The organism is Streptomyces sp. RP5T, from assembly GCF_003933965.1.
Lineage (GTDB): Bacteria > Actinomycetota > Actinomycetes > Streptomycetales > Streptomycetaceae > Streptomyces.
On the sequence record NZ_RSAJ01000025.1, the window covers coordinates 1 to 25531 of the forward strand.

Annotated in this window: 20 protein-coding genes; 12 read left to right on the forward strand and 8 right to left on the reverse strand. The window is 71.1% G+C overall.

Annotated features, from left to right (window positions below; all coding sequences use genetic code 11):
• From EHS43_RS04770 to EHS43_RS04780, 3 genes are all read right to left on the reverse strand, one after another.
• The coding region (locus tag EHS43_RS04770; RefSeq protein WP_185806110.1) for an LpqB family beta-propeller domain-containing protein at positions 1 to 1226 on the reverse strand (1226 nt) is incomplete at its 3' end.
• 16 nt (positions 1227 to 1242) lie between these two features.
• Entirely contained in the window at positions 1243 to 2547 is a 1305-nt protein-coding gene (locus EHS43_RS04775) for a M20/M25/M40 family metallo-hydrolase (protein WP_125189263.1), read from the reverse strand.
• On the reverse strand, positions 2540 to 3373 hold the full coding sequence (locus EHS43_RS04780) for a M55 family metallopeptidase (RefSeq protein ID WP_125189264.1): 834 nt from the start codon (positions 3371 to 3373) through the stop codon (positions 2540 to 2542). The genes EHS43_RS04775 and EHS43_RS04780 overlap by 8 nt, the downstream gene beginning before the upstream one ends.
• Positions 3374 to 3519: 146 nt before the next feature.
• On the opposite strand from EHS43_RS04780, the gene EHS43_RS04785 reads away from it, so the two are divergent.
• Entirely contained in the window at positions 3520 to 4635 is a 1116-nt protein-coding gene (locus tag EHS43_RS04785; RefSeq protein WP_125189265.1) for an acyltransferase family protein, read from the forward strand.
• Between the two features lie 208 nt (positions 4636 to 4843).
• Here the strand turns inward: EHS43_RS04785 and EHS43_RS04790 are convergent, their stop codons facing one another.
• From EHS43_RS04790 to EHS43_RS04805, 4 genes are all read right to left on the reverse strand, one after another.
• Positions 4844 to 5569 carry a class I SAM-dependent methyltransferase gene (locus tag EHS43_RS04790; protein ID WP_125189266.1) on the reverse strand — a complete coding sequence of 242 codons (726 nt, stop codon included), beginning with the start codon at positions 5567 to 5569 and terminating at the stop codon, positions 4844 to 4846.
• 139 nt (positions 5570 to 5708) lie between these two features.
• Entirely contained in the window at positions 5709 to 8177 is a 2469-nt protein-coding gene (locus tag EHS43_RS04795) for a SpoIIE family protein phosphatase (RefSeq protein WP_125189267.1), read from the reverse strand.
• A gap of 132 nt (positions 8178 to 8309) precedes the next feature.
• Positions 8310 to 10658, reverse strand: coding sequence for an MFS transporter (locus tag EHS43_RS04800; protein WP_185806111.1), 2349 nt, complete (start codon positions 10656 to 10658; stop codon positions 8310 to 8312).
• Positions 10659 to 10806: 148 nt separating this feature from the next.
• The gene (locus EHS43_RS04805; RefSeq protein WP_125189268.1) at positions 10807 to 11250 is read right to left on the reverse strand and encodes an SRPBCC family protein; all 444 of its coding nucleotides are present in this window, start codon (positions 11248 to 11250) and stop codon (positions 10807 to 10809) included.
• A 134-nt stretch (positions 11251 to 11384) separates the two neighbouring features.
• On the opposite strand from EHS43_RS04805, the gene EHS43_RS04810 reads away from it, so the two are divergent.
• The 4 genes from EHS43_RS04810 to EHS43_RS04825 all read left to right on the forward strand — a co-directional run bounded on the left by EHS43_RS04810 (position 11385) and on the right by EHS43_RS04825 (position 15178).
• Positions 11385 to 12422, forward strand: a complete 1038-nt coding sequence (locus EHS43_RS04810; protein WP_125189269.1) for an Rv2578c family radical SAM protein — start codon at positions 11385 to 11387, stop codon at positions 12420 to 12422.
• Between the two features lie 135 nt (positions 12423 to 12557).
• On the forward strand, positions 12558 to 14153 hold the full coding sequence (locus EHS43_RS04815; RefSeq protein WP_125189270.1) for an alpha/beta hydrolase: 1596 nt from the start codon (positions 12558 to 12560) through the stop codon (positions 14151 to 14153).
• Between the two features lie 57 nt (positions 14154 to 14210).
• Positions 14211 to 14609: a RidA family protein gene (locus EHS43_RS04820; RefSeq protein WP_125189271.1), complete on the forward strand. Its 399-nt coding sequence runs from the start codon at positions 14211 to 14213 to the stop codon at positions 14607 to 14609.
• Positions 14610 to 14650: 41 nt separating this feature from the next.
• Positions 14651 to 15178: a GNAT family N-acetyltransferase gene (locus EHS43_RS04825; protein ID WP_125189272.1), complete on the forward strand. Its 528-nt coding sequence runs from the start codon at positions 14651 to 14653 to the stop codon at positions 15176 to 15178.
• Here the strand turns inward: EHS43_RS04825 and EHS43_RS04830 are convergent.
• The gene (locus EHS43_RS04830) at positions 15159 to 15758 is read right to left on the reverse strand and encodes an adenylosuccinate lyase (RefSeq protein ID WP_125189273.1); all 600 of its coding nucleotides are present in this window, start codon (positions 15756 to 15758) and stop codon (positions 15159 to 15161) included. The genes EHS43_RS04825 and EHS43_RS04830 overlap by 20 nt on opposite strands.
• A gap of 380 nt (positions 15759 to 16138) precedes the next feature.
• Between EHS43_RS04830 and EHS43_RS04835 the strand changes: the two genes are divergently transcribed.
• The 7 genes from EHS43_RS04835 (at position 16139) to EHS43_RS04865 (ending at position 25410) form a co-directional block, all read left to right on the forward strand.
• On the forward strand, positions 16139 to 17944 hold the full coding sequence (locus EHS43_RS04835; RefSeq protein WP_125189274.1) for a 3-hydroxyacyl-CoA dehydrogenase family protein: 1806 nt from the start codon (positions 16139 to 16141) through the stop codon (positions 17942 to 17944).
• Positions 17945 to 18104: 160 nt separating this feature from the next.
• Entirely contained in the window at positions 18105 to 18920 is an 816-nt protein-coding gene (locus tag EHS43_RS04840; protein ID WP_260470387.1) for a TetR family transcriptional regulator, read from the forward strand.
• Positions 18921 to 19315: 395 nt separating this feature from the next.
• Complete coding sequence (ccrA, locus tag EHS43_RS04845; protein WP_185806113.1) at positions 19316 to 20653, forward strand: crotonyl-CoA carboxylase/reductase; 1338 nt, start codon at positions 19316 to 19318, stop codon at positions 20651 to 20653.
• 17 nt (positions 20654 to 20670) lie between these two features.
• On the forward strand, positions 20671 to 22719 hold the full coding sequence (locus tag EHS43_RS04850; RefSeq protein WP_125189276.1) for a protein meaA: 2049 nt from the start codon (positions 20671 to 20673) through the stop codon (positions 22717 to 22719).
• Positions 22716 to 23681 carry a CoA ester lyase gene (locus EHS43_RS04855; RefSeq protein ID WP_007385825.1) on the forward strand — a complete coding sequence of 322 codons (966 nt, stop codon included), beginning with the start codon at positions 22716 to 22718 and terminating at the stop codon, positions 23679 to 23681. The genes EHS43_RS04850 and EHS43_RS04855 overlap by 4 nt, the downstream gene beginning before the upstream one ends.
• A 2-nt stretch (positions 23682 to 23683) precedes the next feature.
• Complete coding sequence (locus EHS43_RS04860) at positions 23684 to 24190, forward strand: MaoC family dehydratase (RefSeq protein ID WP_007385824.1); 507 nt, start codon at positions 23684 to 23686, stop codon at positions 24188 to 24190.
• 5 nt (positions 24191 to 24195) lie between these two features.
• Positions 24196 to 25410, forward strand: coding sequence for an acyl-CoA dehydrogenase family protein (locus tag EHS43_RS04865; RefSeq protein WP_125189277.1), 1215 nt, complete (start codon positions 24196 to 24198; stop codon positions 25408 to 25410).
• Positions 25411 to 25531 lie beyond the last annotated feature (121 nt).

The following is a 25531-nucleotide window of genomic DNA, read 5'->3' on the forward strand; positions in this document are numbered from 1 at the left end:
GGGTAGACGTGGGCATGGATGTCCCGGCCGTCCGGCCCGGTGAAGACGCGGATCTGGGGCTCGGGGTAGTGCACGGGGTCGACCGGGTCGTCATGCCCGGCGCCGATCACCCGGGCGCGGCCGGTGGGGGCGCCCCCGCCCGACGTGGTCCGGGCGTCGGGGCGGGTGTCCAGCTCCACGACCTCGTAGGCGGTGCGCGGGCTGGCGCCGACGGCGACGACCCGTTCGCCGTGCACCGCGAGGGTGGGCGCGAACTCGGTCCAGGGACCGGCCGCGTCGACGAGTTCGCCCGTCTCGGGGTCCAGGAGGCCGAGCGCGGTCGAGCCGGCGCCGTGCACGACGGCGATCAGTCCGCTGTCCAGCGGGGCGAACCAGCGGTGGCCGAGCTTCCACAGGGCGCCGCCGAACTCCTCCTCGCGCGGGCAGAGTTGTTCGCCGTCACGGTAGAGGTTCCACCAGCCGGTGCGGTCGCTCGCGTACAGGAGCCGGCCGTCGGGCGACCAGTCGGCCTGGGCGATGGACTCCTCAGGGCCGCCGGCCACCGTGCGGGGCTCGCGGAGGCTGCCCTCGTGGACGTCGGCGACGATCAGCTCGGTGCCGTCCCAGGGCATCCGGGGGTGGTCCCAGGCGAGCCAGGCGGCACGCGAGCCGTCGGGTGAGACACGGGGTCCGGTGACGAACCGGTGCCGGTCGTCGGTGAGTTCACGCACCGCGTCCCGGTCCTGCGCGGCCGAGCCGTCCAGCGGCACGGCGGCCAGGACCCGGCGGACGTCGGTGGGGCCGTCCCCGGTGAACTCCTCCAGGACGCACCACACTTCACCGAGCTCGTACCTCAACTGCGGCTCGGCCCAGCGCAGTCCGCCGCCGACCGGGGAGACGGGCGTGAGGGGGCGCGGCTCGCCACCGGGTTCGTACCGGTACAGCCGCTGGTCGGCGAAGTTCACGAACACCACGAGCGGTGCGCCGGCCACCGCCGTGCCGGCCCAGGGGTGGCCGCCGTACTCGATGACCCGGCTGCGCACGTTCCACGGCGCGGGCAGTACCGGCTCCTCCCGGCCGTCGGCGTGTCTGCGCACCAGGGTGCGGCGGCCACCCTCGGTGGGCCGGGGTTCGGTCCACCACACCTCGTCCCCGACGAAGCCGAGCCATTCGGGGTGCCCGTCGTGCGCCGCGGCGAGCGCCGCGTCGATGGGCGAGGGCCAGGAACCGTATGGTGACGTCCGCACGTTCTCCCCCACTCGCTCAGGCCGTCCGCAGGAAGCGGTCGAGTACCCGCACGCCGAAGTGCAGTGCCTCGACGGGGACGCGCTCGTCGACCCCGTGGAAGAGCGCCTGGTAGTCGAAGCCCTCGGGCAGCTTCAGCGGCGCGAACCCGTACCCGGTGATGCCGAGGCGGGAGAACTGCTTGGCGTCCGTGCCGCCGGACATGCAGTACGGCACCACGTACCCCTCGGGCGCGAACTCCTCGACCGCGGCCCGCATGCGGGCGTACGTCGGCGAGTCGACCGGTGCCTGGAGGGCGACCTCGCGATGGCTGTACTCCCAGTCCACGTCGGGCCCCGTGAGCAGGTCCAGGGTCGTACGGAACTCGTCCTCGCCGCCGGGCAGATAGCGGCCGTCGACGTGGGCCACCGCCTCCCCGGGGATCACGTTGAGCTTGTAACCGGCTTCCAGCATGGTGGGGTTGGCGCTGTTGCGCACGGTCGCCTCGACCAGCTTGGCCGCCGGGCCCAGCTTCTCCAGGAGTCCGTCCACGTCGGTGAGGTCGGGCTCGATGCCGTAGAGCGCGGCGAGTTCGGCAAGGGCGGCGCTGACCGTCGGGGTGAGCCTGAGCGGCCACTCGTGCTCGCCGATGCGGGTCACTGCGGCGGCGAGCCGGGTGACCGCGTTCTCCTTGTTGACCTTGGAGCCGTGTCCGGCGCGGCCGCGCGCGGTGAGCTTGAGCCAGCCGGTGCCGCGCTCCCCCGCCGCGATCGGGTAGATCTGCCGCCCGGAGCCGTCGTGGAAGGTGAACGCCCCGGACTCGCTGATTCCCTCCGTGCAGCCCTCGAAGAGCTCCGGGTGCTCGTCGGCGAGGAACCCGGAGCCGTCCTCGGCGCTGGCCTCCTCGTCCGCGGTGAACGCGACCACGAGGTCCCGCCGGGGCCGTACGCCCTGGCGGGCCCAGCTCCGCACGACGGACAGGATCATCGCGTCCATGTTCTTCATGTCGACCGCGCCGCGCCCCCAGACGACCCCGTCGCGGACCTCCCCGGAGAAGGGGTGCACGCTCCAGTCGGCGGCCTCGGCGGGCACCACGTCCAGATGGCCGTGGACGAGCAGCGCGTCCGCCGTCGGGTCGGTGCCCTCGATCCGGGCGACGACGTTCGTCCGGCCCGCGGTGCGCTCCAGCATCAGGGGTTCGAGGCCCGCGCCGGCCAGCTGCTCGGCCGCGTACTCGGCGGCGGGGCGCTCCTGGCAGTCACCGCCCCCGCGGTTGGTGGTGTCGATGCGGATGAGGTCGGAGGTGAATCGGACGACCTCGTCCAGTGCCTGCTGGTCAGCCATACTGCTCCTCCACGGCGGCCGAGACGATGGTGGTGACCGCCTTGAAGGTACGGATCGCCGCGTACATGGTCTCGTTCGTGTACGCCACCTTCCGCACCCCGATCCGCTCCACACCCGGCACCACGGTGGCGGCCATCGCGAGGTGCTCGGCGTCGAACTCGACGGCGATCGTGAACGGGCCCGCCTGGACGGGTTCCTGACGGACCGCCAGCCGCGCGGCCTCCTTGGCGGCGGCCCGGATGTCGGCGGCCGTGCGGGCCGGTGTACGGCACACGGCCGCGTACCGCGAGACATGGTCCTTGACGGCGACCTTCAGCGCCCCGGGCGCGTACCCGAGGGCGTCCTCGCAGGCGACGTCGTCCCCGGTGACCAGGACGACGGGGACGCCGTACTCCGCCACCACGTGCGCGTTGAGGTACCCCTCGCTCGCGGGGACGTCGTTCAGCCACACCCCGGTGACGGAGTTGGCGAGGTAGGTGTGGGCGAGGACGCCCTCCTGGCCCGCGCCCGCGTGGTAGCCGAGGAAGGCGATGCCGTCGACGTCGCCGTGCTGGACGCCCTCGACCATGGACAGCGACTTGTGCCTGCCGGTGAGCATCTGCGCGCGCTCGTCGAGCCGCTCCAGGAGCAGGTTGCGCATGGTCCAGTGGGCCTCGTTGACGAGCACCTCGTCGGCGCCCCCGTCGAAGAAGCCCAGCACGGCGGCGTTCACGTCCGAGGTGAACATCGACCGGCACCGCTCCCACTGCGGGGTGCCCGGCAGCACGTCGGCCGGCCAGGTCACACCGGTGGCGCCCTCCATGTCGGCGCTGATCAGGATCTTCATGGTCCGCCACGTTACGCGCCGCGAGGGTTTACGTCGCCCATGAGGGGTGAGGCGAGCCCCATGGCGCTCACCCCCGCCTCACAGGTGACTCATGGAAGACGCGTATCCTCCCTCGCGGGTTCCACAGGAGACGGTCAAGGAGAAGAGTGAGCGACACCGCACAGCCCGTCCGGTCGGCACGGCCCACGACGGCGACGAGTACCCCGGAGAGCCCGGCCGGGCGTCCCCGGCAGCGTGACGCGTTCTTCGACAACGCCAAGTACCTGGCGATCGTGCTCGTCGCGATGGGTCACGCGTGGGAGCCGCTGCGCGGCGACAGCCGCGCCGTCACCGCGCTGTACACGCTCGTCTACGCCTTCCACATGCCCGCGTTCATCATCATCTCGGGCTATTTCTCCCGCTCCTTCGACGCGAGCCCGGCGAAGATCAAGCGGCTGGTGACCGGCGTCGTCGTCCCGTATGTCGTTTTCGAGACGGCGTACACCTTTTTCACCCGCTGGTCGGACGGTGTCCCGGACCGGGCGATCACTCTCCTGGACCCGCTGTACCTGACCTGGTTCCTGGCCGCCCTGTTCATCTGGCGGCTGACCACTCCGATCTGGCGCAGCGTGCGGTGGCCGCTGCCGATCGCGCTCGCGGTCGCCGCGCTCGCCACCCTCAGCCCGTCCATCGGCGACGACCTCGACCTCCAGCGCGCCCTGCAGTTCCTGCCGTACTTCGTGCTCGGCCTGTGTCTGCGCCCGGCGCACTTCTCGCTGGTGCGCCGGTGGCGGGTGCGGCTGCTCGCGGTCCCGGTGTTCGCGGGCGCGGTGGTGTTCTCGTACTGGGCTGTCCCGCGCATGGACTACGCGTGGTTCTTCCACCGCGACGCCGCCGAGCACTTCGGGGTGCCCGCCTGGTACGGCCCGCTGATGACCCTGGCCCTCTTCGGCTGCTCGCTGGTCCTGGTCGCCTGCTTCCTGTCCTGGGTGCCGGGGCGCCGCATGTGGTTCACGACCCTGGGCGCGGGCACCCTCTACGGCTATCTGCTGCACGGTTTCGTCGTCCAGGCCGGGCAGCACTTCGACTGGGCCGGCCATCGCTGGGCGCACACCCCGCTCGGCGAGATCGCCGTCACGCTCGTCGCGGGCGCGGTGGTGACCGTGCTGTGCACCGCGCCCGTGCGCCGGGTGTTCCGGTGTGTGATGGAGCCGCGGATGGAGTGGGCGTTCCGCAGGACCGCGCCCGCCACGGACGCGGAGCCCGCCCAGCCGCGTCGATAAGGCGCCGCACGTCCGGTGGATGCGGTCGATCAGGAGGTCGACGGGCGGCGGGGGCCGACCTCGACTCCCACGCCGTCGCGCGGGCGGCCGCGGAACGTATGGCCTCCGCCGGGGCCGGACGGCCGGTGAGCCGTGGCCGACGATAGTGGACGCCCTGCTCGTGGGAGGGCGGCCACCACGGGTCACACCATGCCGGCTCAACCGGTCGTCAGGCCGTGCGGCCCACCACCCACCACTTCGACGGCAGTTCGATCCGGGTGCCGTCGGACCGGTACTCGGTGGTGATGAGCGGCAGTTCACCGCTCGCGACGATCGCCAGCCCCGCCGCCCCGAGGTACACGGGCACCGCCTCGTCGGCCACCTCACCGGGCGCGATGCCGTGCCGGAAGACGGGGGCCAGCTTCGCGGGCGGCCCGTCGGGACCCTGCGCCAGGCCCACCAGGACGGACTTGGCGGCCTCGGACAGCTCGACGAGGAAGGCCCGCCCGCGCGCCCCGACGAGCGTGGCGATTCCGTCGACCAGCTGCTGCCGGTCCTCGGGCGCTGCCTGGTGCAGCACGCCCCGCATGTAGACGTTGGCGTCGCCGAGTTCGGCGTGCAGGTTCTCCGGCTCGCTCTTGTCGCAGGCGTCCAGCAGCCGGTACGTCACCTGCCCGTCGGGGTCGGCGTCGCGCGCCCGGTCCAGGGCGGCGGCGGACAGGTCGACGCCGACGACCTCGGTGAAGTGGGCGGCGAGGAACCGGCTCTGGGTGCCGTTCCCGCAGCCCAGGTCCACGAGGGGCAGCCCGGGATCGGCCAGGAGCGGCTCGAAGTGGGCGAGGTGGACCCCCGCGGTCAACACCGGCTCCGCATCCCAGAACACGGCCCCCTGCCGCCCCGGGGCCTCCCGCCAGAAACCCTCCCAGGACTCGCGGTACCGACCAGTCACGCCCATGCCCAACTCCCCAGGATGCGCCACAAACCCGCCACACTTGACGGCCAGTACGGTGTATCGCGCCGGGGGCAGGCGGACAAGCGCATGGCGCATTCCTTCACTGTCAGTTCGACGAAAGCGCGCCCCTGCGCGAGACCGCTCAGCGGCGCGGCAGGGTCATCTCGAACCAGACGGTCTTGCCGGCCTTCGTCCGGCTGGCGCCCCACTCCCTGGCCAGGGTGCTGACCACTCTGAGCCCCCGCCCCTGCTCGTCGGTGGGCCCCGCGCTCAGCAGGTTCGGCAGATCGTGGTCGTCGTCGTCCACCTCGCACAGCAGGGTGTCCTCCCGGACGAGCCGCAGCTCGACGGGCCGGCTGTGCGAGTGCCGCAGGGCGTTGGTGACGAGCTCGCTCACCATCAGCTCCGCGCCGTCGGCCAGCTTCGCGAGCCCCCAGTCGTGCAGCTGCTCCCGCACCACCGCCCGGGCCCGCCCCGCCTCGGCCGGATCCAGCGCGATCCGCCACTCGGCGACGTCGTCCGCCCCGATGCCGTTGAGCCGGGCCATGAGCAGCGCCACGTCGTCCTTGCGTCCGCCCCGCGGGTTGAGGGCCCGGACGATCGCGTCGCAGGCGTCGTCCATGGAGGCGGCCGGGTGGGCGGCGGACTCGGTGAGCGTGGCGAGGCCCACGCCGATGTCCTCGCCCCGCACCTCCACCAGCCCGTCGGTGCACATCAGCAGCCGGTCCCCGGGCTCCACCCGCACGCGCACCGCCTCGAAGGGCACCCCGCCGACGCCGATGGGCGCGCCGGTGGGCAGGTCCAGGAGTTCGCTGCGGCCGTCCGCGGCCCGCACGATCACCGGCGGGATGTGTCCCGCGTTGGCGATGTGCAGCTCGCTCGCGATCGGGTCGTAGACGGCGTACAGGCAGGTCGCGAGGTAGGTGTCGCCGAGCCGCTGGGCGAGGTCGTCGAGGTTGCGCAGCAGCTGGGCCGGCGGCAGGTCGAGCGCCGCCATGGTCTGTACGGCCGTGCGCAACTGGCCCATCATGGCAGCGGAGTTGAGCCCGTGCCCCATGACGTCCCCGACGACCAGGGCGGTCCGCGCGCCGGGCAGCTTCACGGAGTCGAACCAGTCGCCGCCGACCCGGCCGAGGAGCGTGCCCGGCAGATAGCGGGTGGCGATGTCGCAGCCCGCCATGCGTGCCGGGATGTGCGGCAGCATGCTGTCCTGGAGCGTCTCGGCGACGGACTCCTGGAAGGTGTACATGCGCGCGTTGTCGAGCACGAGGCCCGCGCGGGCGGCGAGTTCGGCGCCGGTGACCCGGTCCATGTCGTTGAACTCGACGCGCTCGGGGTGCCGGAGCAGGATCATGAACCCGAGGACCACGTTGCGGGCCTTGAGCGGGACGACGAGCATGGAGCGGCCGGTGATCAGCGGCCGGATGTCCCGCTTCTCGAACTGCGAGGCGATCGCGTGCCCCATCTGTTCGCTGATGCGCGGCACGAGGACCGGTTCACCGGTGGTCATGCACTGGAAGAACGGGGTGTGCGCGGGGAACGGCATGGCCTCGCCGACCGGCACCACGTCGTCCCAGCGGCCCGGCTCGTCGGTGTGTTCCAGGGCCACCCGGTGCCACATGGTGGTGGTGTCGGGCACTCCGTCGGGGAACCCCTCGCCGGCGACGACCTGTTCGCGCAGATAGGTGCCGGCCACGTCGGTGAAGCGGGGCACGACGGCCCGGCTGACCTCGACGATGGTCCGTGACAGGTCGAGGGAGGTGCCGATCTTCCCGCTGACCTCGTTGAGGAACTCCAGCCGCTCGCGCACGGCGACGTACTCGAGGTCCTCGCCCTCCTCCGGCTCATCCTGCGGCAGCGGCAGGCCCGCCGCGGCCGCCCGGGCCGCCCGCTCCCGGCGGGCCCTGCGCTCGGCGCGGCGGGGCACGCCCCAGTCGGGGGTGACGGGCACCCGGTCGTTCTGGCTGAACTCCAGCACCGGATAGCCCAGTTCGAGGACCTGCGCGACGATGCGGGCGCTTTCGCCGACACTCATGCTGGGGAGGATCTCGGGGAGCCTGCGGGCGAGTTCCTCGGCGCCGGGGAAGTCGGTGTGCAGGGCGAAGGCGGGCGCGATCCGCTCGACGGCCGTGCCGCCGTCGTCCGGGTCGGCCTCCCGCTGGAGTCCGGCGGCGTCGGCGGCCAGCACCAGCAGGCGCTCCGGGCCGGGGCCCACCAGCGGGTAGGCCCACCACAGGACGTCGACGCGGTCCGCGCCGGGCGCGGTGAGGCGGGCGCGGCCCGCGGCCGGGTAGGAGAGCCGGCCGTCGAGGGAGGACTCCAGGTCGGGTCCGAGGCCGTCGTAGGCCGCGTGGACGGCGTAGGACCGGGTGTCCGGCTCGTCGGGGAGGGCTCCGGAGACGGGCAGCAGGTCGGCGGCGGAGCGGCCGATGGCCTCCTCCTTGCCGGCGCCGAACAGCCGGCTCGCGCCCCGGCTCCAGTGGGAGACCAGGCCGTCGCGGTCCACGACCACCACGGCCAGCGGGACCCGGCCGGTCGCGGCGAGTCCGTCCGCCGCGCCGCTCCCGGCTCCGCGGCTGGGAGGTGCGCCCCTCTCGGTGCCACGGTCCATGGCCCAGGCCCTCTCTCCGCAAGATCTGTGCCGCCTGCTCCACCGTACGGCGCCGGGCCTTCACGGTGTGCGGCAACGCGGGAATTGGCCCGGACCGGGTCGCACCGGCGCGCGCCCCGCGCTGATGGGCCGTCAGTCGTCGTGTCCCAGAAGGAGATCGCGCTCGGTACGGCCGCTCCCGGCCACCTGGAGCACGGTGGCGACCGGCGGGTAACCGGTGGCGATGACGGTGTAGTCGCCGCCGGTCAGGTCGGCGAAGCGGAAGGTGCCGTCGGGGCCGGTCGTGAGGCTGTCCACCACGTTTCCCGCGACGTCCAGGAGCGTCACGCGCGCGTCCTCGACGGACCGTCCGCGCCCGGCCCGCACGGTGCCGTGCAGCACCGCGCCGCCGGTGAGTTCGACGTCCTGCCGGGTCTCGCGGGCCGTGCGGACGGTGACGGGGAGCGCGGCGGGCCGGTACCCGGGCGCGGCGGCGGCGAGGGTGTAGTCCCCCGCGACCAGCTCGGTGACCTCGTAGGAGCCGTCGTGGCCGCCGCGGGTGGTGGCCACGACCTCGCCGTGCGCGTCGGTGAGGGTGACGGTGGCGTCCGGTACCGGTGTGCCGTCGGTGAGCACCCGGCCGGTGAGCCGTCCGGCACCGCCGAGGACCAGGTCCAGTTCGACGGGGTGCTCGTCGACCGTCACGGAGACGGCCTGCGGCTGGTGACCGCTCGCGGCGGCGATGAGGACGTACGACCCCGGTCCGGGCGCCGCCAGCGTGAACCGTCCGTCCTCGGAGCCGGTCCCGCGCCCGATCTGTGCTCCGGCCACGTCGATGAGGGTGAGGGCGGCCCTCGGCACCACGGTCCCGTCGGAGCGCCGCACCGTGCCGCGTACGGGGGCCGCGGCGGTGCGCGGCGCGCGGGCCTGCGGGATCGCGGGGGTCTCCGGGTCGGCGTGCGGGGCCACCAGCGGTTTCTCCTTGAGGAAGAGGGCGATGAGCAGGCCGAGGACGAGCACCGGCACCAGGAGGAGGAAGATCCCCGGCAGGGCGTCGGCGCAGGCCCGGACGTAGCCGTCGCGCAGCGCCGGGGGCAGGGCGTGGACGAGCTGCGGGGTGAGGGACTCGGGGTCGGGCAGCCCGCGCGCGCCGGGGAGCCGTTTCTCCAGCGCGCCTTCGAGCCGGTCGGCGAAGAGGGTGCCGACGACCGCCGCTCCGACGCTGCCGCCGATCTGCCGGAAGTAGTTGTTGGCGCTGGTCGCGGTGCCGAGGTCGGCGGGGCGGACGGAGTTCTGCACGGCGAGGATCAGCACCGGCATCACCATCCCGATCCCGGCGCCGAGGACGGCCATCCAGAGGCTGTAGTGCAGCCGGGGGGTGTCGGCGTCGAGCCGGGACAGCAGCCACATGCCGGTGACGGAGAGGGCGCAGCCGAGGACCGGCCAGATCCGGTAGCGCCCGGTGTGGCTGACGACCTGTCCGCAGACGACGGAGGCGCCGACGATCCCGGCCATCATGGGCAGCATCATCAGGCCGGACTCGGTGGCGCTCACCGCGTCGACCATCTGGAGGAAGGTCGGCAGGTAGCCGGCCGCCCCGAAGAGCGCGACGCCGGTCACCAGGCCCACCAGAGCGGTGACGTTGAAGACGGAGTCCCTGAACAGCCGCAGCGGGATGAGGGGTTCGGCGGCGAAGCGCTCGGCGACCAGGAAGAGGGCGGTCGAGGCCACCGCTCCGGCTCCGAGACCGAGGATCACCCGCGAGTCCCAGGCGTACTCGCCGCCGCCCCAACTGGCCAGCAGCACCAGGCAGGTGGAGGAGACGGCGAGCAGCAGGGCGCCGAGGAGGTCGAGCCGGGGCCTGGCCTGCGGCTTGGGGAGCTTCAGTACGACGGTGACGACGGCCAGGGTCAGCAGTCCGAAGGGCACGTTGACGTAGAAGCACCACCGCCAGGACAGGTGGTCGGTGAACCAGCCGCCCAGCAGTGGTCCCGCGACCGAGGCGAGTCCGAAGGCGGCGCCGATCAGGCCCATGTAGCGGCCGCGCCGCCGGGGCGGCACGATGTCGGCGATGATCGCCTGCACGCCGGTCATGAGACCGCCCGCGCCGACGCCCTGCACCGCGCGGAAGGCGATCAACTGGTCCATGGTCGCGGCCCGTCCGGCCAGCGCGGAGCCGACGACGAAGACGAGGATCGCGAACTGGAAGACGCCCTTGCGGCCGAGGAGGTCGCCGAGCTTGCCGTAGACCGGCAGCCCGATCGTGGCGGTCAGCAGATAGGCGGTGATCGCCCAGGACATCCGGTCCAGGCCGTGCAGTTCACCGACGATCCTGGGCAGCGCGGTGGCGACGATCATCTGCTCCAGCGCGGCGAGGAGCAGCGCGAGCATCAGTCCGAAGAAGATCAACCGCACCCGGCGCGGGCCGAGTTCGACGGCCGGTGCGGGTGCCTGCGGCGGCGCTTCGAGCCGTTCCCCGTGCGTCGCAGTCGTCACGCCCACGTCCCGCTCCCCTCGTCGCGCCTGCCACGCATTTCCCGCACAACGCGACAACTACGAGCAAGCGCGACGAGTTACGGCAGGCCGGGCGGCCGGACGGAGATCCACTCGAACCGGTGACCGGGACCAACGTCCGCCGGGGGCCGGGGACTTACTTCTCGACCTCGGCGGCGAGCCGGTCGAGCAGGGAGTCGTAGATCCGGCCGAGGCCCTTGGGGGCGAAGGTCCTCTCGAAGAAGCCGCCGATGCCGCCCGCGCCCTGCCAGACGGTGGTCACGACGACGCGGGACTTGCCCTCGCCGGCCGGGGTGACCCGCCAGGTGGTGACCATGGAGGAGTTGCGGTCCTTCTCGACGAGCTCGCCGTCGGTGGGCTCGGTGACCTCCAGGAGACAGTCGCGGATCCGCTTGCTGGTGGCCTGGAGCTTCCAGTGGACGAGGGTGCCCTCGCCGTCGCCGCCCTCGCGCACCTCGTACTCGCTGAACTGCTCGGGCAGGATCCTCGAGCGCGTGCCGCTGTAGTCGGCGACGGCGTCGAACACCTTCTCCGCGTCCGCCGCGACGATCCGCTCCGTAGTGGCCTCGACCTGCGCCATCGACTTCCTCCAGGACTTCAAGTTCTCGGGCTTGGAGCAAGCCAACCACCCCCGGCCACGGCCGCCCAAATCGGGGTTGCGCAGAAAATCGAACAAGTGTTTCACTCGATGGGCAGTGCTACCGAGGAGGCCTCATGCGCTGGGAGAACCTCACCGAGTCCGCGGAACACGGACGGGCCGACGCCGCTCTCTTCGGCGCCGACGCGGTGGTCAGCCGTACCTTCGACACGCCCGAGTTCGCCGGGATCACGTTCCACGAGATCCGGGCCCGCTCGATCATCAACCGGGTGCCGGGCGCCTCCCGCATGCCCTTCGAGTGGACGGTGAACCCCTACCGCGGCTGCTCCCACGCGTGTGTGTACTGCTTCGCCCGCAAGACCCACAGCTATCTCGACCTGGACACCGGCCTCGGCTTCGACTCTCAGATCGTGGTCAAGGTGAACGCCCCGGAGCTGCTGCGCCGCCAGCTGGCCTCGCGCCGCTGGACCGGCGACCACATAGCGATGGGCACCAACGTCGACTGCTACCAGCGCGCGGAGGGCCGCTACCGGCTCATGCCGGGCATCCTCGCCGCCCTGCGCGACCGGGCGAACCCCTTCTCGATCCTGACGAAGGGCACGCTGATCCTGCGCGACCTCGACCTGCTGGTAGAAGCGGCCGCGGTGACGGACATCGGGGTCTCGGTCTCGGTCGGCTTCACCGACCCGGGGCTGTGGCGCACCGTGGAGCCGGGCACCCCCGCCCCCGAGCGGCGCCTGGACGTCGTACGGACCCTGGGGGAGCACGGCATCGGGTGCGGGGTGCTGATGGCGCCGGTGATCCCGTTCCTGAGCGACGGCCCGGCGCAGCTGCGGGCGACCGTGCGCGCGATCGCGGCCGCGGGGGCCACCTCGGTCACCCCGCTGGTGCTGCATCTGCGGCCGGGCGCCCGTGAGTGGTTCATGGCCTGGCTGAACCGGGAGCACCCGTATCTGGTACGCCGTTACGAGCGGCTCTACGCGGACGGCGCCTACGCCCCCAAGTGGTACCAGCGCCGGATCACCCGTCAGGTCCATGAGCTGGCGCAGGAGTACGGCATCGGTCCGGCGGGCGCGGGGATGCCCCGGCGGATCCGGGAGCCGGAGCCCGAGGCCGCTGCGGTGTCCGAGCCGGTCCAACTCACGTTGATCTGAGAGCGTTCGAGCGCATCGGACTGACCAAACGGGTCAAGTCTTGTCATAACACGTTCTTCCGGGCGCGCATTCCGGGACGATGCCGCGTGAGCCGTGACCCGCGCGGCCCGCCACCCTCCGTCCTGGGAGGACCCCATGAGAAAGCGCGCAGCCGTGCTGTGCGGTGCCGCGGCCGTCGTGGCCGGGACCTTCACCGCGGTCCCCGCCGACGCCGGCCCACTGCGGAACACCCCGACCCCTTCGACCGCCCCGGCCGCTCACGCCGCGAAACCCACCTGGAGGAAATGCGGCACCGCCGACTATCCGACGCTCCAGTGCGCGTCCCTCAAGGTGCCGCTCGACCACGCGCACCCGCGCGGACAGCAGATCACCCTGGCGCTCTCCCGCGTCCCGCACACCGCGAAGCGGTACCAGGGCCCGCTGCTGGTCAACCCCGGCGGCCCTGGCGGCAGCGGCCTGACTTTCGCCGGGTTCATCGCCTCCGGCCTGCCCAAGGCCGTCGCGGCGCAGTACGACGTCATCGGCTTCGACCCGCGCGGGGTGGGCGCGAGCAAGCCCGCCCTGGACTGCGAGCCGGGCCACTTCAACCCGGTGCGCCCGGACTCCGTGCCGAGCACACCCGCCATCGAGCGGGCCAACCTCAGGCGCGCCCAGTCCTTCGCCGCGGCCTGCGGGCGCAAGTACGCGAACGTCCTGCCGTACATCGACACCCTCAGCACGGTGCGGGACATGGACGCGATCCGCCGGGCCCTCGGCGCCGGGAGGATCAACTACTTCGGCTACTCGTACGGCACCTATCTGGGCGCGGTCTACGCGAAGCTCTTCCCGCACCAGGTCAGGCGCCTGGTCCTGGACTCGATCGTGGACCCGACCGGCGTCTGGTACGACGACAACCTCGCGCAGGACCACGCCTTCAACGACCGGCACCGCGCGCTGATGGCCTGGATCGCCAAGTACGACGCCACGTACCGGCTCGGCACCGACCCGGAGAGCATCGAGGCCAAGTGGTACGCGATGCGGGCGGCCCTGGCCAAGAAGCCCGCGGGCGGCAAGGTCGGCGCCTCCGAACTGGAGGACACCTTCATCCCGGGCGGCTACTACAACGGCTACTGGCCGTACCTGGCCGAGGCGTTCGCGGCATACGTGAACGGCAAGAACGCCGATCCGCTGGTCGAGGCGTACGAGCACTTCGCCGCCGTGGACGCGTCCGGGGACAACGGCTACAGCGTCTACACCTCGGTGCAGTGCCGTGACGCCTCCTGGCCGCGCGACTGGCGCCAGTGGCAGAAGGACAGCTGGGACGCGTACGAGCAGGCCCCGTTCATGACCTGGAACAACGCCTGGTACAACGCGCCGTGCGCGTTCTGGCCCACCGCGTCGCTGGGCCCGGTGAACGTCGCCAACGGCAAGCTGCCGCCGGCGCTGCTCTTCCAGGCGACGAACGACGCGGCCACCCCGTACGAGGGTGGCGTCACGGTCCACCGGCTGCTGGCGGACTCCAGTCTCGTCGTCGAGCGGGGCGGCGGGAACCACGGCATCACGCTGAGCGGGAACACCTGCCTGGACAAGTACCTGACCGCGTATCTGACCGACGGCAGGGTGCCGCGCGGCGGCGGCGAGGCCGACGCGGTGTGCGAGGCGCTGCCCGACCCGAAGCCGCTGACCTCCAAGGCGGCCTCCGCGTCCTCGCGCGGCGCGACGCTGCACGGGCTGCTCGGTCCCCGCGGCTGAGCGCCTGACGCTCCGTCGGGGACGGGCGTTGTCAGTGCCGTGGTCCACCATGGACGCATGAGTGAGCTGACGAGGATTCCCGCCCCCGCCGGGGTCGCCCCCGCCGCCCAGTACTCCCACGTGGTGCTGGGCAGCGGTCGCTTCGTGGCGGTCTCGGGCCAGGTCGCGGTCGACGAGGACGGCAGGCCCGTCGGGATCGGCGACGCCGCCGCCCAGGCCCGCCAGGTCTTCGAGAACCTCCGCCGCTGCCTGGCCGCCGCCGGGGCGGGATTCGACGAGGTCGTCAAACTCACCTACTTCGTCACGGACATGGCGCACCTGCCGGCCATCCGCGCCGCGCGTGCCGAGCACATACCCGACGACCGGTTGCCGGCGGCCTCGGCGGTGCAGGTGGCGGCGCTGGTGCGGCCGGAGTTCCTGCTGGAGGTCGAGGCGTTCGCGGTGCTGGGCGGGTAAAGGGGAGGCCGGCGACGGGAGAGGCCGCCTAGCGTGCCCCCATGGACGACCCCCTCCTCATCCGCGAGATGACCCTCGCCGACTGCGACCGTGTCTCCGAGATCCGGATCCGGGGCTGGCAGAGCGCCTACCGGGGCCTCATGCCCCAGCCGTTCCTCGACGCGCTCAGCGTGCCCGAGGACGCCGAGCGCCGCCGGGCCCGGTTCGGACAGGGCGGCGGCAGCGTGGTGGACCTGGTCGCCGAGCGGGCCGGCGAGATCCTCGGCTGGGCCTGCCACGGCCCCTACCGCGAGGGCGAAGTCCGCACCCGGGACGCCGAGTTGTACGCGATCTACGTGGACGCGCGGCGGTACGGCAGCGGTCTCGGCCACGCCCTGCTCCAGGAGTCCGTACGCCGCTGCACGTCCGCCGGCCACCCCCGCATGCTCCTGCGGGTCCTCAAGGGCAACACCCGCGCCCGGCACTTCTACGAACGCCACGGCTTCTCGGCCGACGGCGCCGAGGATCCCTACGAGGTGGACGGGGTCGCGGTGCCCGAGGTGCGGTACGTCAGGGACCTGTCCCGGTGACACCTCCCCGCTGCCGTGGGATGCGCGCCAGCGCCCGCACCGCCGCCTCCGCGAGCGCCGGATGGGCGAGGGCCTCGTTGAGCACGGGTCTGGCGCGGGCGTCGGCCAGGGCGCCGAGGCCGTCCACGCAGGCGAGCGCCACCCGGCGGTAGGGGTCGTGCGGGCGCAGCCTGCGCTCCAGGGTGGTGATGAGGGCGGGGACGGACTCGGGGGCGCGCAGCTCGGCGAGCAGCCGGACCGGGTGCAGGGCGTAGGCGACCCGCAGTTCGTTGGTGGCGAGGGCGGCTGCCGCGCGGGCCGTGCGCGGGTCGCCGAGCCGGGCGAGGGCGTACGCGGCGGCGGCGCAGCGGGGCGGGTCGCGGTGGTTCAGCAGCAGGACGAGCGACTCGAAGGCCCGGCGGTCCCCGGCGAGGCCGAGCCGGAAGGCGGCCAGCTCCCGGGCCCACAAGGGCTGTCCGGGTTCGGTGAGCACACCGGCCAGCCGGTCCGGGTCCTCGGTCGCCACCAGCCGGTCGAAGGCCGCCGACGCTCTCGCCTCCTGCCGTAAGCGTTCCGTGAGTGATCGCAACTCTTCGTCCATGAACCCGAGGTTAGGGGGCCCGCCCGGGGCGCGGGACGTACATCACAAATCCGGGGGCTGGCGCGCTCGTTACCCACCGGTTAAGCTCAGACGAGCGAGTTACCCACTCGCGGAACCCCTTGCGGTGGCCTGGTGACGCAGCCGCCGCGAGAGCAGCAGTCGGTTCGGTACCTCGGGTACCACCAGCACGACCCGGCCTGGGACAGGGCCGGTCGGATCCACCGTTGCGCGGGCGTGTGCGATGCCCGCGAGCACGGTCCGGGCGTGTGCGCTCGCAGCCCGGCAACACCCGCATCCAGCAGGTTCTTTCCGCACCCGGTGCGCCCCTCGGCGTGCCGGGTCGCGCTCCCAGTCGTCACCCTCATTCCTGGAGTTCCGCGATGGCCACTCCCCTGTCCGACCCCTCTCTGTCCCCGCTCAGGACGATCGCCGTCGTCGGCCTCGGCACCATGGGCACCGGCATCGCCGAGGTCCTCGCCCGGGCCGGCCGCGAGGTCGTCGGCATCGACGTCAGCGAGGCGCAGGCCGCCAAGGCCGTCGCCACCCTGGAGGCCGCGACCGCCCGTGCCGTGGAGCGCGGCCGGCTGACCGAGCAGGAGCGCGCGGACGTCCTCGCCCGCGTCCGCACCTCCACCGATCTGCGCACGGCGGCCGACGCCGACCTCGTCATCGAGGTGGCTCCGGAGTCGTACGAGATCAAGCACCAGATCTTCCGCGAGCTCGACGCGATCGTGCGCCCGGAGACGATCCTCGCGACCGGCACCAACGCCCTGTCCGTGACCCGGCTGGCCGCCGACTCGGCCCGCCCGGAGCGGGTGCTGGGCCTGCACTTCTTCAACCCGGCGCCCGCGATGAAGCTGGTCGAGGTCGTCTCCTCGGTGCTCACCGCCCCCGCGGCCGTCACCGCGGTCACCAACCTCGCCCTCGACCTCGGCAAGGAGCCCGTCGCGGTCGGCGACCGGCCCGGTTTCGTCGCCGACGGACTGCTGTTCGGCTACCTCAACCAGGCGGCCGCGATGTACGAGGCGAAGTACGCCTCCCGTGAGGACATCGACGCGGCGATGCGGCTCGGCTGCGGCCTGCCCATGGGCCCGCTCGCCCTGCTCGACCTGATCGGCGTCGACACCGCGCGCACGGTCCTGGAGGCCATGTACGCCGAGTCCCACGACCGGCTGCACGCCCCCGCCCCGATCCTCAAGCAGCTCAGCGAGGCGGGTCTGACGGGCCGTAAGTCGGGACGCGGCTTCTACACGTACGAGGCCCCGGGCAGCGCGACGGTCGTGCGGGACGCGCTGACGCCCCTGGAGAGCTCCGAGAAGGTCGCGGGCCGCGAGGTCCGCTCGGTCGGGGTCGCCGGTTCCGGGACCATGGCGTCCGGGATCGCGGAGGTGTTCGCCAAGGCCGGTTACGAGGTCGTGCTGGCGGCCCGCAGCGAGGAGAAGGCGCAGACGGCGAAGGCCCGTATCGGCAAGTCGCTCTCGCGCTCCGTCGACAAGGGCCGCATGAGCGCCGAGGCGGCCGCCCAGACCCTGGACCGGATCACCGCGGCGGGCTCCTACGAGGCGTTCGCGGACGTCGACCTGGCCGTCGAGGCCGTCGCCGAGGACCTGGAGATCAAGCAGCAGCTGTTCGCCGCCCTGGACAAGGTCTGCAAGCCGGGTGCGGTCCTGGCCACCACGACCTCCTCGCTGCCCGTCGTCGCCTGCGCCCGTGCCACCTCGCGCCCGCAGGACGTGATCGGCATGCACTTCTTCAACCCGGCGCCGGCGATGAAGCTGGTCGAGGTCGTCCGCACTGTCCTGACGGCCGAGGACGTCCATGCCACGGTCCGTGAGGTGTGCGGCAGGATCAAGAAGCACGCGGTCGACTGCGGCGACCGCGCGGGCTTCATCGTCAACGCCCTGCTGTTCCCGTACCTGAACAACGCGATCAAGATGGTGCAGGAGCACTACGCGTCCCTCGACGACATCGACGCGGCGATGAAGCTGGGCGGCGGGTACCCGATGGGTCCCTTCGAGCTCCTTGACGTCGTCGGTCTCGACGTCTCGCTCGCGATCGAGAAGGTCCTGCACCGCGAGTTCCGCGACCCGGGTCTGGCTCCGGCCCCCCTCCTGGAGCACCTGGTGGCCGCGGGCTGCCTCGGCCGCAAGACCGGCCGTGGCTTCCGCGAATATGCCCGCCGCTGAGCCCGTCGGCGACTGGTTCACGGACGGCGAGGACTGGGGCGGGCTGCTCGGTCCGGGCAGTCCTCCCCCGCCCACGGGATCCGGCGACACCCCGCCGGTCCCGGGCGGGACCGATCCCGGACACGCGCACCAACCTGCGCACATGCAGTACGTTCGGGTCATGTCCCAGCCCGCCAGGTCGTCCCGTACACCAGCCACGTCCGACGCGCCGGAAAGCGCCGCAGGCAGTCGCGCGGCCGCCCAGCGGCTCAAGATGCGCCGAGAACTGGCCGCCGCCGCGATGGAGCTGTTCTCCACCAAGGGGTACGAGGCGACGACCGTCGACGAGATCGCGGCCGCGGCAGGTGTCGCCCGCCGCACCTTCTTCCGTCACTTCCGTTCCAAGGAAGAGGCGATCTTCCCCGACCACGACGACACCCTGATCCGGGCGGAGGCCGTGCTCAACGCGGCCCCCGCGCACGAGCATCCGCTCGACACGGTGTGCCGCGGCATCAAGGAAGTCATGAAGATGTACGCGGCCCGGCCGGAGATCTCGGTCGCCCGCTACAAGCTGACGCGCGAGGTGCCGACGCTGCGGGAGGCGGAGATCGCGTCGGTGGCCCGCTACGAGCGGCTGTTCACGCGGTATCTGCTCGGGCACTTCGACGAGCACGCGCACGACGACGACGCCAACGACGACCCCCTGCTCGCGGAGGTCGCCGCGTCCGCCGTGGTCACGGCCCACAACCACGTGCTGCGGCGCTGGCTGCGGGCCGGCGGGCAGGGGGACGTCGAGGCCCAGCTGGACCACGCCTTCGCCATCGTGCGCAAGACGTTCGGGACGGGGATCGGGGCGGGACGGGACACCACGACCGCGACGCGGCCGGCTCCCGCCGCGGTGACGTCCACGGGCGAGGTGCTGGTGACCGTCGCCCGCACCGACGCACCGCTCGACGAGGTGATGCGGGCCATCGAGCAGGCGCTCAAGGAGCGCTGAGCGGTTCTTCGACGCTGTGACGACGGCCACCCTTCGGGGTGGCCGTTTTGGCATGTCAGAGCCCCTTTTCCCCTACCTTTCAGCCCCCGTTCGATCGATCATCGCTCATTTGTTACGTAAAGATTTCACCTGAGAGCAATCTCTGGCACTCAGTGCCTTGCGGGGTGGCACGCGGTGTCTTACGTTGAAGGTGTCCGGGCGGCCGGCGTGCAGAGACCTTTCGCACGTCGGCTGTCCCAGCAACTCATCGAGCTGCCCGCCCGGACGCCTGCGTCACAGGCAACCTCCCGCGCCACAAAGCGCTGCCGCACAGCAAGACCGCCGAACCGACGGCACCGACGTAACCCTCAGCGTCTCCCCTCAAGACGCCATTCGCCGGAGGCAACACCGTGACCGTGAAGGACATCCTGGACGCGATCCAGTCGCCGGACTCGACGCCGGCCGACTTCGCCGCCATGCCGCTCCCCGAGTCGTACCGCGCGATCACCGTGCACAAGGACGAGACGGAGATGTTCGCGGGCCTGGAGACCCGCGACAAGGACCCGCGCAAGTCGATCCACCTCGACGACGTGCCGCTGCCCGAACTCGGCCCGGGCGAGGCCCTGGTCGCCGTCATGGCATCGAGTGTCAACTACAACTCGGTGTGGACCTCGATCTTCGAGCCGCTGTCCACCTTCGGGTTCCTGGAGCGCTACGGGCGCACCAACGAGCTGGCCAAGCGGCACGACCTGCCGTACCACATCATCGGCTCCGACCTCGCGGGTGTCGTCCTGCGCACCGGCCCGGGCGTCAACGCCTGGAAGCCCGGTGACGAGGTCGTCGCGCACTGCCTGTCCGTCGAGATGGAGTCCTCGGACGGCCACAACGACACCATGCTCGACCCCGAGCAGCGGATCTGGGGCTTCGAGACCAACTTCGGCGGCCTCGCCGAGATCGCGCTCGTCAAGTCCAACCAGCTGATGCCGAAGCCGGACCACCTCAGCTGGGAGGAGGCCGCCGCCCCGGGCCTCGTGAACTCGACCGCCTACCGGCAGCTCGTCTCCCGCAACGGCGCCGGCATGAAGCAGGGCGACAACGTCCTGATCTGGGGCGCGAGCGGTGGACTCGGCTCGTACGCCACCCAGTTCGCGCTCGCCGGTGGCGCCAACCCGATCTGTGTCGTCTCCTCGCCGCAGAAGGCGGACATCTGCCGGGCGATGGGCGCCGAGGCGATCATCGACCGCAACGCCGAGGGCTACAAGTTCTGGAAGGACGAGCAGACCCAGGACCCGAAGGAGTGGAAGCGCTTCGGCAAGCGCATCCGCGAACTGACCGGCGGCGAGGACATCGACATCGTCTTCGAGCACCCCGGCCGCGAGACCTTCGGCGCCTCCGTGTTCGTCACCCGCAAGGGCGGCACCATCACCACCTGCGCCTCCACCTCGGGCTACATGCACGAGTACGACAACCGCTACCTGTGGATGTCGCTGAAGCGGATCATCGGCTCGCACTTCGCCAACTACCGCGAGGCCTGGGAGGCCAACCGGCTCATCGCGAAGGGCAAGATCCACCCGACCCTGTCGAAGGTCTACTCCCTGGAGGAGACCGGCCAGGCCGCCTACGACGTGCACCGCAACCTCCACCAGGGCAAGGTCGGCGTGCTGTGCCTGTCCCCCGAGGAGGGCCTGGGTGTGCGCGACGAGGAGAAGCGCGCCCAGCACATCGACGCCATCAACCGCTTCCGCAACATCTGAGACACCCGGGGTCATAGATGACTGAGCGTCAGCCCGCCGAAGGCAAGCGGGAGAAGGACCGGCCGTGGCTCATGCGGACCTACGCCGGTCACTCCACGGCCGAGGCGTCCAACGAGCTGTACCGGCGCAACCTCGCCAAGGGGCAGACAGGGCTCTCCGTGGCCTTCGACCTGCCGACGCAGACCGGCTACGACTCCGACCACATCCTCGCCCGCGGCGAGGTGGGCCGGGTCGGCGTGCCGATCGCGCACCTCGGTGACATGCGCCGGCTGTTCCAGGACATCCCCCTGGAGCAGATGAACACCTCGATGACGATCAACGCCACCGCCATGTGGCTGCTGGCGCTCTACCAGGTCGTCGCCGAGGAGCAGGGCGCGGACATCACCCAGCTCCAGGGCACGACCCAGAACGACATCGTCAAGGAGTACCTGTCCCGGGGGACCCACGTCTTCCCGCCGGGGCCGAGCCTCCGGCTGACGACCGACATGATCGCGTACACGGTCTCCCACATCCCGAAGTGGAACCCGATCAACATCTGCAGCTACCACCTGCAGGAGGCGGGCGCCACGCCGGTCCAGGAGATCGCGTACGCGATGTCGACGGCCATCGCGGTCCTGGACGCCGTCCGGGACTCCGGCCAGGTGCCGCAGGAGCGCATGGGCGACGTGGTCGGCCGGATCTCCTTCTTCGTGAACGCGGGCGTCCGCTTCATCGAGGAGATGTGCAAGATGCGCGCCTTCGGCCGCATCTGGGACCAGGTCACGCGGGAGCGCTACGGCATCGAGAACCCCAAGCACCGCCGCTTCCGCTACGGCGTCCAGGTCAACTCCCTCGGGCTGACCGAGGCGCAGCCGGAGAACAACGTCCAGCGGATCGTGCTGGAGATGCTGGCCGTGACGCTCTCGAAGGACGCACGCGCGCGTGCCGTCCAGCTGCCGGCCTGGAACGAGGCCCTCGGCCTTCCCCGGCCCTGGGACCAGCAGTGGTCGCTGCGGATGCAGCAGGTGCTGGCCTACGAGAGCGACCTGCTGGAGTACGAGGACGTCTTCGCCGGCTCGCACGTCGTCGAGGCGAAGGTGGGCGGGCTGGTCGAGGAGTCCCTCGCGGAGATCGAGCGGATCCAGGAGATGGGCGGCGCGATGGCCGCCGTCGAGTCGGGCTACCTCAAGTCGCAGCTCGTCTCCTCGCACGCCGAGCGCCGGGCCCGGATCGAGTCCGGCCAGGAGAAGATCGTCGGCGTCAACATCTTCGAGACGACCGAGCCGAACCCCCTGACGGCCGACCTGGACACCGCGATCCAGACGGTGGACCCGGCCGTCGAGGCCCGGGTGATCGCCGGGCTCCAGCACTGGCGCGACACCCGCTACCAGCCGCCCTTCAACCACCCGCGCCCCTGCAAGGCGCTGGAGAAGCTGAAGGAGGCCGCCAAGGGCACGGCCAACCTCATGGAGGCCACCCTGGAGTGCGCCCGCGCGGGCGTGACGACCGGCGAGTGGGCGGGGGCCCTGCGGGAGGTGTTCGGCGAGTTCCGGGCGCCCACGGGCGTCTCCTCGGCGCCGGTCGCGGTGCCCGCGGAGGAGGGCTCGGCGATGGCCGACGTCCGCCGCAAGGTCGACCTGACGGCGAAGGACCTCGGTGTCGGCAAGCTCCGCTTCCTGGTCGGCAAGCCGGGCCTGGACGGGCACTCCAACGGGGCCGAGCAGATCGCCGTACGCGCGCGTGACGCCGGCTTCGAGGTGGTCTACCAGGGCATCCGGCTGACCCCGGAGCAGATCGTGGACGCGGCCCTGGCCGAGGACGTGCACGCGGTCGGGCTGTCCATCCTGTCCGGCTCGCACGCCCAGCTGGTGCCGGACGTCCTGGACCGGCTCCGTGTGGCCGGTGCCACAGATATACCGGTGATCGCCGGTGGCATCATCCCCCATGGTGACGCCGAACAGCTCAGGGCTGCCGGCGTGGCCGCGGTCTTCACCCCGAAGGACTTCGACATCACCGGGATCATCGGCCGCATCGTCGACGAGATCCGGTACGCGAACAAGCTCGACCCCCTGGAGGTCCCCGCATGACCACGCCCGTCAACCGTCTGCGTCCGCGACGCTCCTGCCTCGCGGTCCCCGGGAGCAACCCCCGCTTCCTGGAGAAGGCGCAGGGCCTCCCGGCGGACCAGGTCTTCCTCGACCTGGAGGACGCGTGCGCCCCGCTCGCCAAGCCCGAGGCGCGGCACACCATCGTCAAGTTCCTCAACGAGGGCGACTGGACCGGCAAGACGAGGGTCGTGCGCGTCAACGACTGGACGACCGAGTGGACGTACCGCGACGTCGTCACGGTCGTCGAGGGCGCCGGCCAGAACCTCGACTGCATCATGCTGCCGAAGGTGCAGACGGCCGAGCAGATCGTCGCGCTGGACCTGCTGCTGACCCAGATCGAGAAGACGATGGGCTTCGAGGTCGGCAAGATCGGCATCGAGGCGCAGATCGAGAACGCGCAGGGCCTCAACAACGTCAACGAGATCGCGACCGCCTCCCAGCGCGTCGAGACGATCATCTTCGGCCCGGCCGACTTCATGGCGTCGATCAACATGAAGTCGCTGGTCGTGGGCGAGCAGCCGCCCGGCTACCCGGCGGACGCCTACCACTACATCCTGATGAAGATCCTGATGGCCGCCCGCGCCAACAACCTCCAGGCGATCGACGGCCCCTACCTGCAGATCCGCAACATCGACGGCTACCGCGAGGTCGCCCAGCGCGCCGCGGCCCTCGGTTTCGACGGCAAGTGGGTGCTGCACCCGGGCCAGGTCGAGGCGTCCAACGAGATCTTCTCGCCCTCCCAGGAGGACTACGACCACGCCGAGCTGATCCTGGACGCGTACGACTACTACACGTCCGAGGCGGGCGGCAAGAAGGGCTCGGCGATGCTCGGCGACGAGATGATCGACGAGGCCAGCCGCAAGATGGCGCTGGTCATCTCCGGCAAGGGACGCGCGGCCGGCATGCAGCGCACCTCGAAGTTCGAGATTCCGGAGGCGTGAGCATGCAGTTCGGACGCACCTACGAGGAGTTCGAGGTCGGGGCGGTCTACAAGCACTGGCCCGGGAAGACGGTCACCGAGTACGACGACCACCTCTTCTGTCTCCTCACCATGAACCACCACCCGCTCCACATGGACGTCAACTACGCCGAGAAGACGACGGACTTCGGCAAGAACGTCGTGGTCGGGAACTACATCTACTCCCTGCTGCTCGGCATGTCGGTGCCGGACGTCTCCGGCAAGGCGATCGCCAACCTGGAGATCGAGTCGCTGAAGCACGTGGCGCCGACCTTCCACGGCGACACGATCTACGGCCAGACGACCGTGCTCGACAAGTGGCCCTCCAAGTCGAAGAACGACCGCGGGATCGTGTACGTCGAGACCAAGGGCTACAAGCAGGACGGCACGCTGGTCTGCGTGTTCCGCCGCAAGGTCATGGTGCCCACCGAGACCTACATCAAGGAGCGCGGCGGCGAGCAGCCCGGCCGCCCGGAACTTCAGGAGGGCTGACCGACATGGCACGCCTCGCTCAGACCCACGGCCTCACGGACGTCCAGCAGGAGATCCTGTCCACCGTCCGCGACTTCGTGGACAAGGAGATCATCCCGGTCGCGACCGAGCTGGAGCACCGCGACGAGTACCCGCAGCAGATCGTCGACGGGCTCAAGGAGTTGGGCCTGTTCGGCCTGATGATCCCCGAGGAGTACGGCGGTCTGGGCGAGTCCCTCCTGACGTACGCGCTGTGCGTCGAGGAGATCGCCCGCGGCTGGATGTCGGTCTCCGGCATCATCAACACCCACTTCATCGTGGCGTACATGCTCAAGCAGCACGGCACGCAGGAGCAGAGGGACCACTTCCTGCCGCGCATGGCGGCCGGCGACGTCCGGGGCGCCTTCTCGATGTCGGAGCCGGGTCTCGGCTCGGACGTGTCGGCCATCACGTCCAAGGCGGTCAAGGACGGTGACGAATACGTCCTCAACGGCCAGAAGATGTGGCTGACGAACGGCGGAACGTCAACTCTGGTCGCCGTTCTCGTCCGAAGTGACGAAGGACACTCCCCCGAGGAAGCGGCCGCCAAACCGCACAAGTCGATGACGACCTTCCTGATCGAGAAGGAGCCCGGCTTCGGAGAGGTCCGCCCCGGCCTCACCATCCCCGGGAAGATCGACAAGATGGGCTACAAGGGCGTCGACACCACCGAGCTGATCATGGATGGCCTGCGACTTCCGGCCGATCGGGTGCTCGGCGGGGTCACCGGCCGAGGTTTTTACCAAATGATGGACGGCGTGGAAGTGGGACGCGTCAACGTGGCGGCCCGTGGTTGCGGCGTCGCTCAGCGTGCCTTCGAACTGGGCGTCCGGTACGCCCAGCAGCGTCACACTTTCGGCAAGGCGATCGCCCAGCATCAGGCGATTCAGTTCAAGCTGGCCGAGATGGCTACCAAGGTCGAGGCCGCGCATGCGATGATGGTCAACGCGGCTCGCAAAAAGGACTCCGGGGAGCGAAACGACCTTGAGGCAGGGATGGCGAAGTACCTCGCCTCCGAATACTGCAAGGAGGTCGTGGAAGACGCCTTCCGGATCCACGGCGGCTACGGCTTCTCCAAGGAGTACGAGATCGAGCGCCTCTACCGTGAGGCTCCGATGCTGCTGATCGGTGAAGGTACCGCCGAGATCCAGAAAATGATCATCGGTCGCAGGCTGCTCGAAGAGTATCGGTTCCAGGGCTAGATGTCCGGATACGGGGTGTTTTCTTGGAGAAGAAGATCACACCCCTTTCCTACGGTTCAGCCCTCGACTCGGCTTCCTGGCTTGCCCAGTTGTGGCCCGCGACCGGTACGATCCCGGAAAG

What these genes read in the sequence shown, in the direction of transcription:
- EHS43_RS04775 (WP_125189263.1), bottom strand. Translation starts at nt 2,547, where the DNA reads ATGGCTGACCAGCAGGCACTGGACGAGGTCGTCCGATTCACCTCCGAC.
- EHS43_RS04780 (WP_125189264.1), bottom strand. Translation starts at nt 3,373, where the DNA reads ATGAAGATCCTGATCAGCGCCGACATGGAGGGCGCCACCGGTGTGACC.
- EHS43_RS04790 (WP_125189266.1), bottom strand. Translation starts at nt 5,569, where the DNA reads ATGGGCGTGACTGGTCGGTACCGCGAGTCCTGGGAGGGTTTCTGGCGG.
- EHS43_RS04795 (WP_125189267.1), bottom strand. Translation starts at nt 8,177, where the DNA reads ATGGACCGTGGCACCGAGAGGGGCGCACCTCCCAGCCGCGGAGCCGGG.
- EHS43_RS04805 (WP_125189268.1), bottom strand. Translation starts at nt 11,250, where the DNA reads ATGGCGCAGGTCGAGGCCACTACGGAGCGGATCGTCGCGGCGGACGCG.
- EHS43_RS04810 (WP_125189269.1), top strand. Translation starts at nt 11,385, where the DNA reads ATGCGCTGGGAGAACCTCACCGAGTCCGCGGAACACGGACGGGCCGAC.
- EHS43_RS04815 (WP_125189270.1), top strand. Translation starts at nt 12,558, where the DNA reads ATGAGAAAGCGCGCAGCCGTGCTGTGCGGTGCCGCGGCCGTCGTGGCC.
- EHS43_RS04820 (WP_125189271.1), top strand. Translation starts at nt 14,211, where the DNA reads ATGAGTGAGCTGACGAGGATTCCCGCCCCCGCCGGGGTCGCCCCCGCC.
- EHS43_RS04825 (WP_125189272.1), top strand. Translation starts at nt 14,651, where the DNA reads ATGGACGACCCCCTCCTCATCCGCGAGATGACCCTCGCCGACTGCGAC.
- EHS43_RS04830 (WP_125189273.1), bottom strand. Translation starts at nt 15,758, where the DNA reads ATGGACGAAGAGTTGCGATCACTCACGGAACGCTTACGGCAGGAGGCG.
- EHS43_RS04835 (WP_125189274.1), top strand. Translation starts at nt 16,139, where the DNA reads ATGGCCACTCCCCTGTCCGACCCCTCTCTGTCCCCGCTCAGGACGATC.
- EHS43_RS04840 (WP_260470387.1), top strand. Translation starts at nt 18,105, where the DNA reads ATGTCCCAGCCCGCCAGGTCGTCCCGTACACCAGCCACGTCCGACGCG.
- EHS43_RS04850 (WP_125189276.1), top strand. Translation starts at nt 20,671, where the DNA reads ATGACTGAGCGTCAGCCCGCCGAAGGCAAGCGGGAGAAGGACCGGCCG.
- EHS43_RS04855 (WP_007385825.1), top strand. Translation starts at nt 22,716, where the DNA reads ATGACCACGCCCGTCAACCGTCTGCGTCCGCGACGCTCCTGCCTCGCG.
- EHS43_RS04860 (WP_007385824.1), top strand. Translation starts at nt 23,684, where the DNA reads ATGCAGTTCGGACGCACCTACGAGGAGTTCGAGGTCGGGGCGGTCTAC.
- EHS43_RS04865 (WP_125189277.1), top strand. Translation starts at nt 24,196, where the DNA reads ATGGCACGCCTCGCTCAGACCCACGGCCTCACGGACGTCCAGCAGGAG.